We start from the raw sequence: 6,425 nt of genomic DNA on the forward strand, positions 1-6,425 counted from the left end.
AAAAGTTAATACGTTAATATACAAAAATATAAAAGCCTTAGAGCGTTCACCAATTTCAATCATATTGTTAATTAAAATGAGGAGGTTATATTGTGGAAAAAAGTGAGATTGTTAGCACTAAGATGATTAGGGGGTTAGGATTAAAAGAGGCCATAACCATAACTGTTGGTACTGTTGTGGGAGTGGGGTTGTTTACTGTTGGAGCTAATGGAGTAGGATATTTAGGCCCATCAATTATTTGGGCGACATTTGCAGCTTTTCTCTTTAGCATTTATCCAGCCCTTCTGTATGCGGAAATGGGAGCAATGCTTCCCTATGCTGGAGGGACTTATAATTATGCGAAGTTTGGTGTTGGAAAGGCTTGGGGTTTTTTAGCTGGGTGGAACTTTGTTATTTCGCTTATATCAGTAGTAAGTGGCGAAGCTTTAGCTTTTAGCAATTATTTAAAATGGATGTTTGAAGGTCTAGGAATAACGATTCCTGTTGATGAAAGAATTATCGCCAGTTTAATAATTGTACTGTTTATTATTATTAATTATAGAGGAGTAGAAATTGCCGGTAAATGGCAAAATGCCTTCATGTTTTTCTTTTGGGGAGTATCGTTAATATGGTTTTTTATTATGCTCGCTCATATAAACATACATAATTATGCACCCTTTGTCGGCTCAGCAAGTACCAGTTGGAGAGAATTTATATTTGTAACATCTCTGGTATGGTGGTGCTTTGCCGGTTTCGAAACAGCCTGTGCAATGGGTGAAGAAATACAGTACCCTCAAATAAATATACCTAGAGCAATGTTCTTATCGCCATTTATCATTTTTGTTGTCAATGCAGTTTTTCAATGGTTTTTACTGGGTATTGTACCTACATCTGAGTTAACGATGATTCAAGAATCTGCGGCTCCTTATGCTGAAGCAATGAAAGCAGCCGGGATTCTAGGGATCCCTCTAGTAATTTTATGTGCAGGCATAGCTTTCGGTGGTGATTTTTCAACATTAAATGCAGGAGTTGCAGCTCCCGCTCGATATTTATTTAGCATGTCGCGAGACGGAAGTTTACCACCAGTGTTTTCCAAGCTACACCCGAAATATAAAACTCCTTATGTTGCAGTGATATTTTTAGGTGTTATTACTCTGCTGTTTGTCTCAACCGGCTCACTTATTTACATTGCCTCTTTGAGTCTGTTTGCCGATTTGTTTTATTATATTATTGGCTTTATGGGAGCAATTGGCCTGAGGATTAAACAGCCTCAATTACAAAGACCATACAAAGCTCCGATGATAAAAGTGGGGGCAACGATTAGCATTGTAGCTTACATAATAATGACTACTCAGTTGCCCGGAGATGCAGTGATAACCGGTGTCTTATGGTCGGTTGTGGGACTGATTTTGTACTATTTTTGGAGCAGGGCTAATGTTGACAAAGATATCCCCCTAGGTTTTGCAAGTTCAGTACTAGAACAGGAACTGCCAGAACTCCCGTCAGGGGAGGAATTAGTAAAGCTAAATAAAGAATACGCTTTATGGCAAAAAATAGTTGGCATAGCCTTTGCATTAGCAATTATGCTGTATATTATTCCTTACTTTTATTAAATTTAATAATCTGATGTGCAAATTTTTTTAATAAAAACGTGAAAGCAGTATTGAGAGCAAATGAAATTTAAATACTTATTGGAGGAGCATATTTATGAAAATTATCAAGAATGCGAGTAAAAGCTATATAGAGGAAATGGATATAAGGCAAAGGGTTTTTAGTATATTAGAAGATATTCGAAAAAAAGGAGATGAGGCTTTAGTAAAATACTGTAAAAACCTAGATGGTTTTACGGGCAATATTAGAATTACCGCTAATGACATAAAAAAAGCTTATGATAGTTTAGACGAACAAGTTGTAAAAGATATTAAATTTGCCGCAGATCGAATAAAGAAATTTGCAGAGATACAGAAAAAATCTATTGTAGAAGTTAAGGAAGAAGTTTCGCCAGGTGTGACTTTAGGTCATCGAATAATTCCGGTTCATTCCTGTGGTGCCTATATCCCCGGAGGGCGATACCCGCTGCCTTCTTCTGCACTAATGTCTATAATTCCCGCAAAAGTGGCAAATGTGTCCAGAATAGTTGCCTGTTCTCCACCTGATAAGGAAACCGGCAGCATTAACGCGGCTACTTTGGTTGCCATGGACATAGCTGGCGCCGATGAGATCTACTGCATGGGCGGTGCTCACGCCATCGGAGCCCTGGCCTTTGGCACTGAGACCATAAGGCCTGTTGACATGATTGTGGGGCCGGGGAATGTATGGGTTACCGAGGCGAAGCGTCAGGTCTTTGGAACGGTTGGGATAGATTTTCTGGCAGGCCCCAGCGAAGTGCTAATTATAGCAGATGATACGGCAGATCCCGATTTCGTAGCAGCGGACCTGCTAGCCCAGTCGGAACATGATCCCAATGCCCGCGGGATACTAATAAGCTTATCTGAAGATCTGGCATCAAAGGTTCTCGTAAGTCTTGAAAAACTGTTATCAGATTTGGGAACTGCAGATATAGCGAAAAAATCCTGGGAAGACAATGGTCAGGTTTTTGTTGCAGACACAATGGAAGAAGCTTTAGAACTTGCCAATGAGATTGCTCCAGAACATTTGGAGATTTGTATAAAAAATCCTGAAGAAGTTATAAATTCGTTGCACAACTACGGTTCACTTTTTATCGGCAACTACGCTGCGGAGGTCTTTGGTGATTATGTTTCGGGTACAAACCACATATTGCCTACCATGAAAGCTGCTAGGTACACCGGTGGTGTATGGGTAGGGACATTCTTGAAAGTTGTCAGTTTCCAAAAGATAACAAAAGAAGGAGCAAGGGAATTGATACCAGCAGCAAGCAATTTGGCCGAAACAGAAGGCCTTTACGCCCACGAGCTGGCAGCTGATATAAGGCTTGAGGATTAATAGCTTTGGAGGTTGACAGGAGTGATTTTTGAGTTTATCAAAGCAAGCCCAGCTAAGAATACTACAGTTATCATAACAAGTGAATGCCCAAAAAGTTATTATCCTGTCCTAGCGAAAAAGGCTATGAGTTACGATTACTTACATTCTGAGCAGGTAGGATTTATAGTGCCTCCATCAAAAAAAGGTTCGGTCATAGGTTTGGAAATGGCAGGTGGTGAGTTTTGCGGGAATGCCACATTAGCTGCAGCGGCTTACGCTGTATATAAGGGACTGACGAATAAAGAAATATTTAATATTGATACTTCCGGAACAGATGAATCTATAAGATGCAGAGTGGCAAAGGTCAGTGATTTTTGCTACAGCACAAGCTGCACCATGCCATCTACAAAAGGAATTGACGAGGCGAAAATCAAACTTCTAAAAAAGACTGTAGAAGGCTACATAGTAGAATTTGATGGAATAAGCCACTTTGTTTTAGAAGCGGAGGATGATATTGAAGAATACCTAGAGCTTGCGCGAGCTTTAAAGGAAATTGTTGACGCGGGCGCAATTGGTATAATTCCATATAAGAAGGTACAAGATGGCAGATACAAAATAAAACCCTTCGTCCACGTAAGAGCCATAAATAGCAATGTTTTTGAACGGGGATGCGGTTCGGGAAGTTTGGCCCTGGGCGCTTGTTTAAAAAAAGTTTACGGTATTTCAAAGGATATTGATGTAATACAGCCCGGTGGAGTAATTAAAGTGGGAATGGGAGATGAATCATATATTTCAACAGATGTGATTATTACATGTGAAGGCAAAATATTGATTTAGCGTGTTTGTAAAAAGCACGCTTTTTTTACCGAAATATGCCCCCCGATACATGACGCCGCGAATTAGAAATGGTGTAAATGTAAGGATTCAGGAGAAAATTTGATGGAGAAAGCAGAAAAATAATTAAGTAGTTTAATTTATTAAATTATTAAAGGTATAAAAGGAATAAAGTTTGTTTTATAATTTATTCAGAAGAGAAACAAACTTATTAAATGTTATCAAAACGAGGTGTTGGCATGATTCTGTTCATAGTGATTATTTACATGTTATTTGTGTTAGGGGTCGGTTGGTGGTCTGGGAGAAAATATATCAAAGGAATGACAGATTTTTTATTGGCCGGTAGAAGACTTGGAGTATGGATGTGTGCCGCAACCCTAGCTGCCACCCATTTTGGCGGTGGAATGGTCATGGGAGGGAGTGAATACGGTTTTAACTACGGTTGGTCAGGAGCATGGTATGGTGTATCCTGCGGTATAGGAATCCTATTATTAGCTTTTACCACTGCAGGTAAATTTAGAGAGCTATCGCTATATACCGTCCCGGACTATCTTGAACTAAGATATGGTGGAAAGACTATCAGAATATTGGGTTCATTACTTTCTCTCGTTGCGCTGATTGGAATCTTAGCTGCTATGGTACTTTCGGCACGGAATGCCTTGGGAATATTGGGAATCACCGGTAACACCGGAGCAATTCTTGCTACATTAGTATTTATCGTTTATACCACCTTCGGTGGCCTTTGGGCGGCAACAATCACCGATGCTGTTCAATTAATGATAGCAGCATTTGGTGTGGCATTAGGAGCATTTCTAGTGCTGGCTAAAACTGGCGGTATATCAAATCTATCTGCTATGTTAATCGCAAAAGGAGTGGAATCCAATTACTTTAGCTTTTGGGGCCTCGGAACATCAAGTATCATGTGGCTGTTATTGCCCACGATAATGTACACCCTCATCGGTCAGGACTTTTACCAGAGGTTGTTTGCAGCGAAAGATGGGAATGTAGCTAAAACTGCATCAATTATCGGTGGTATCATTCTGGTAATAGTCAGCTTCTTCCCAACTATTATCGGCATGGGGGCAAGGGCATTGTCAGACTTAGATAGCGGAGCCAATTCCTTCCCATGGGTGGTTCAAAACCTTATGAATCCGGTAATAGGAGGAATTATTTTAGCTGCAATACTGTCAGCTATCATGTCAACAGCGGATTCGCTTTTGACGGCTGCCACATCGCATATAGTAAAGGACTTCTGGATAGAGACATTTAAGATGGACCAAATAAAAGATGAAAAGAAACTGCTTAATATATCCAGAAACTTTACTTTTATAATCGGCATACTCAGCCTTTTAATAGCATTGATAATGCCCGGAATAATTGATGCTCTTATCTATTCCTACACAATGTACAGCGCAGGTGTTTTCATACCGGTAATGGGTGGCGTTTTATGGAAATCCGCAACCAGAGAGGGGGCACTTGCATCCATAATCGTCGGTTCTATTGTAGCACTGTGGGGAATACTGACTAAAGCTAATATTTTTGGTGCCCCGGCGGAAATTTACGCGGCTTTGATTTCTTTGGCAATATTTGTAGTGGTATCACTTGTAACACAAAAAAAACGATAACAAAATCTACATAGAAAATAAAGCTGCCCTTTTGCAAATCCGTTTGCAAAAGGGCAGCTTATGTACAGTCATCATTCACTTTAGAACAGTTAGAACAGTCCATCGACACTTAAATACCTCTCTCCGGTATCTGGAAGTACAGTTACTACTAACTTTCCCGGCCCCAAATCCTTTGCCACTTGTTGGGCAGCATAAATTGCAGCACCTGAAGAAATGCCAGCCAAAATCCCTTCTTTTATTGCAAGCTGTCTTGCAAAATTAAAAGCTTCTTCGTTGGGAACAGTAATTATTTGATCGATTAAACTAGTATCCAGAACCTTAGGAACAAAGCCGGCACCGATTCCTTGGATTTTGTGGGGACCTGGTGTTCCACCTGACAGGACCGGTGAAGCTGACGGTTCTACTGCGATGAATTTTACGTGGGGCATTTTTGCTTTTATAACTCTTGCAACTCCCGTAAATGTACCTCCTGTGCCTATACCTCCAACAAATGCGTCAAGTTTGCCATCAGTTTGCTGTAATATTTCCTGTGCAGTAGTCTTTTCGTGTATAGCAGGATTGGCTGGATTGTCAAACTGCATGGGCATAAAGTATCCGTGAGTCTTAACAAGTTCTTCTGCTTTTTCCACGGCACCTCTCATGCCTTTTTCAGCAGGAGTCAGCACAAATTCTGCGCCGTAAGCTTTTAGGAGCCTTCTGCGCTCTACGCTCATGGATTCAGGCATAACTAAAAGCAAACGGTATCCTTTCACAGCGCACACCATGGCAAGACCGATTCCCGTGTTGCCGCTGGTGGGCTCCACGACGGTTGAACCTGGTTTTAGGATTCCCCTTTCTTCAGCATCCTGAATCATGCTGAAGGCGATGCGGTCCTTTACGCTGCCGCCCGGGTTAAAGGATTCTAGCTTTGCTGCGATTGTTGCTCCGCCTTCGGGTGAGAGCCGATTGAGTTTAACCATTGGCGTCATCCCGATCAAGTCCAAAACTGAATTTGCAATTTGTGTTGAGTTGCTCATTGTAAAACCTCCTCGTATAATATAAAAT

5 protein-coding genes are annotated in these 6,425 nt (G+C 40.9%); 4 read left to right on the plus strand and 1 reads right to left on the minus strand.

Annotated features, from left to right (window positions below; translation table 11 throughout):
• The first annotated feature begins 92 nt into the window (after nt 1–92).
• From JT739_RS04695 to JT739_RS04710, 4 genes are all read left to right on the plus strand, one after another.
• Entirely contained in the window at nt 93–1,592 is a 1,500-nt protein-coding gene (locus JT739_RS04695; RefSeq protein WP_237659945.1) for an amino acid permease, read from the plus strand.
• A gap of 94 nt (nt 1,593–1,686) precedes the next feature.
• On the plus strand, nt 1,687–2,943 hold the full coding sequence (gene hisD / locus JT739_RS04700; RefSeq protein ID WP_237659946.1) for a histidinol dehydrogenase: 1,257 nt from the start codon (nt 1,687–1,689) through the stop codon (nt 2,941–2,943).
• A 21-nt stretch (nt 2,944–2,964) separates the two neighbouring features.
• Nucleotides 2,965–3,759, plus strand: a complete 795-nt coding sequence (locus JT739_RS04705) for a hypothetical protein (protein WP_237659947.1) — start codon at nt 2,965–2,967, stop codon at nt 3,757–3,759.
• 236 nt (nt 3,760–3,995) lie between these two features.
• Complete coding sequence (locus tag JT739_RS04710) at nt 3,996–5,381, plus strand: sodium:solute symporter family protein (protein ID WP_237659948.1); 1,386 nt, start codon at nt 3,996–3,998, stop codon at nt 5,379–5,381.
• A gap of 89 nt (nt 5,382–5,470) precedes the next feature.
• Here the strand turns inward: JT739_RS04710 and cysK are convergent, their stop codons facing one another.
• Nucleotides 5,471–6,397, minus strand: a complete 927-nt coding sequence (cysK, locus tag JT739_RS04715) for a cysteine synthase A (protein ID WP_237659949.1) — start codon at nt 6,395–6,397, stop codon at nt 5,471–5,473.
• Nucleotides 6,398–6,425: the final 28 nt, after the last annotated feature.

The sequence above is a fragment of the Tepidanaerobacter sp. GT38 genome (assembly GCF_021991635.1).
Taxonomy (GTDB): domain Bacteria; phylum Bacillota; class Thermosediminibacteria; order Thermosediminibacterales; family Tepidanaerobacteraceae; genus DTU063.

Bases quoted from the DNA above. Each gene is read 5' to 3' on its own strand.
- hisD (WP_237659946.1), top strand. From the start codon at position 1,687: ATGAAAATTATCAAGAATGCGAGTAAAAGCTATATAGAGGAAATGGAT.
- JT739_RS04710 (WP_237659948.1), top strand. From the start codon at position 3,996: ATGATTCTGTTCATAGTGATTATTTACATGTTATTTGTGTTAGGGGTC.
- cysK (WP_237659949.1), bottom strand. From the start codon at position 6,397: ATGAGCAACTCAACACAAATTGCAAATTCAGTTTTGGACTTGATCGGG.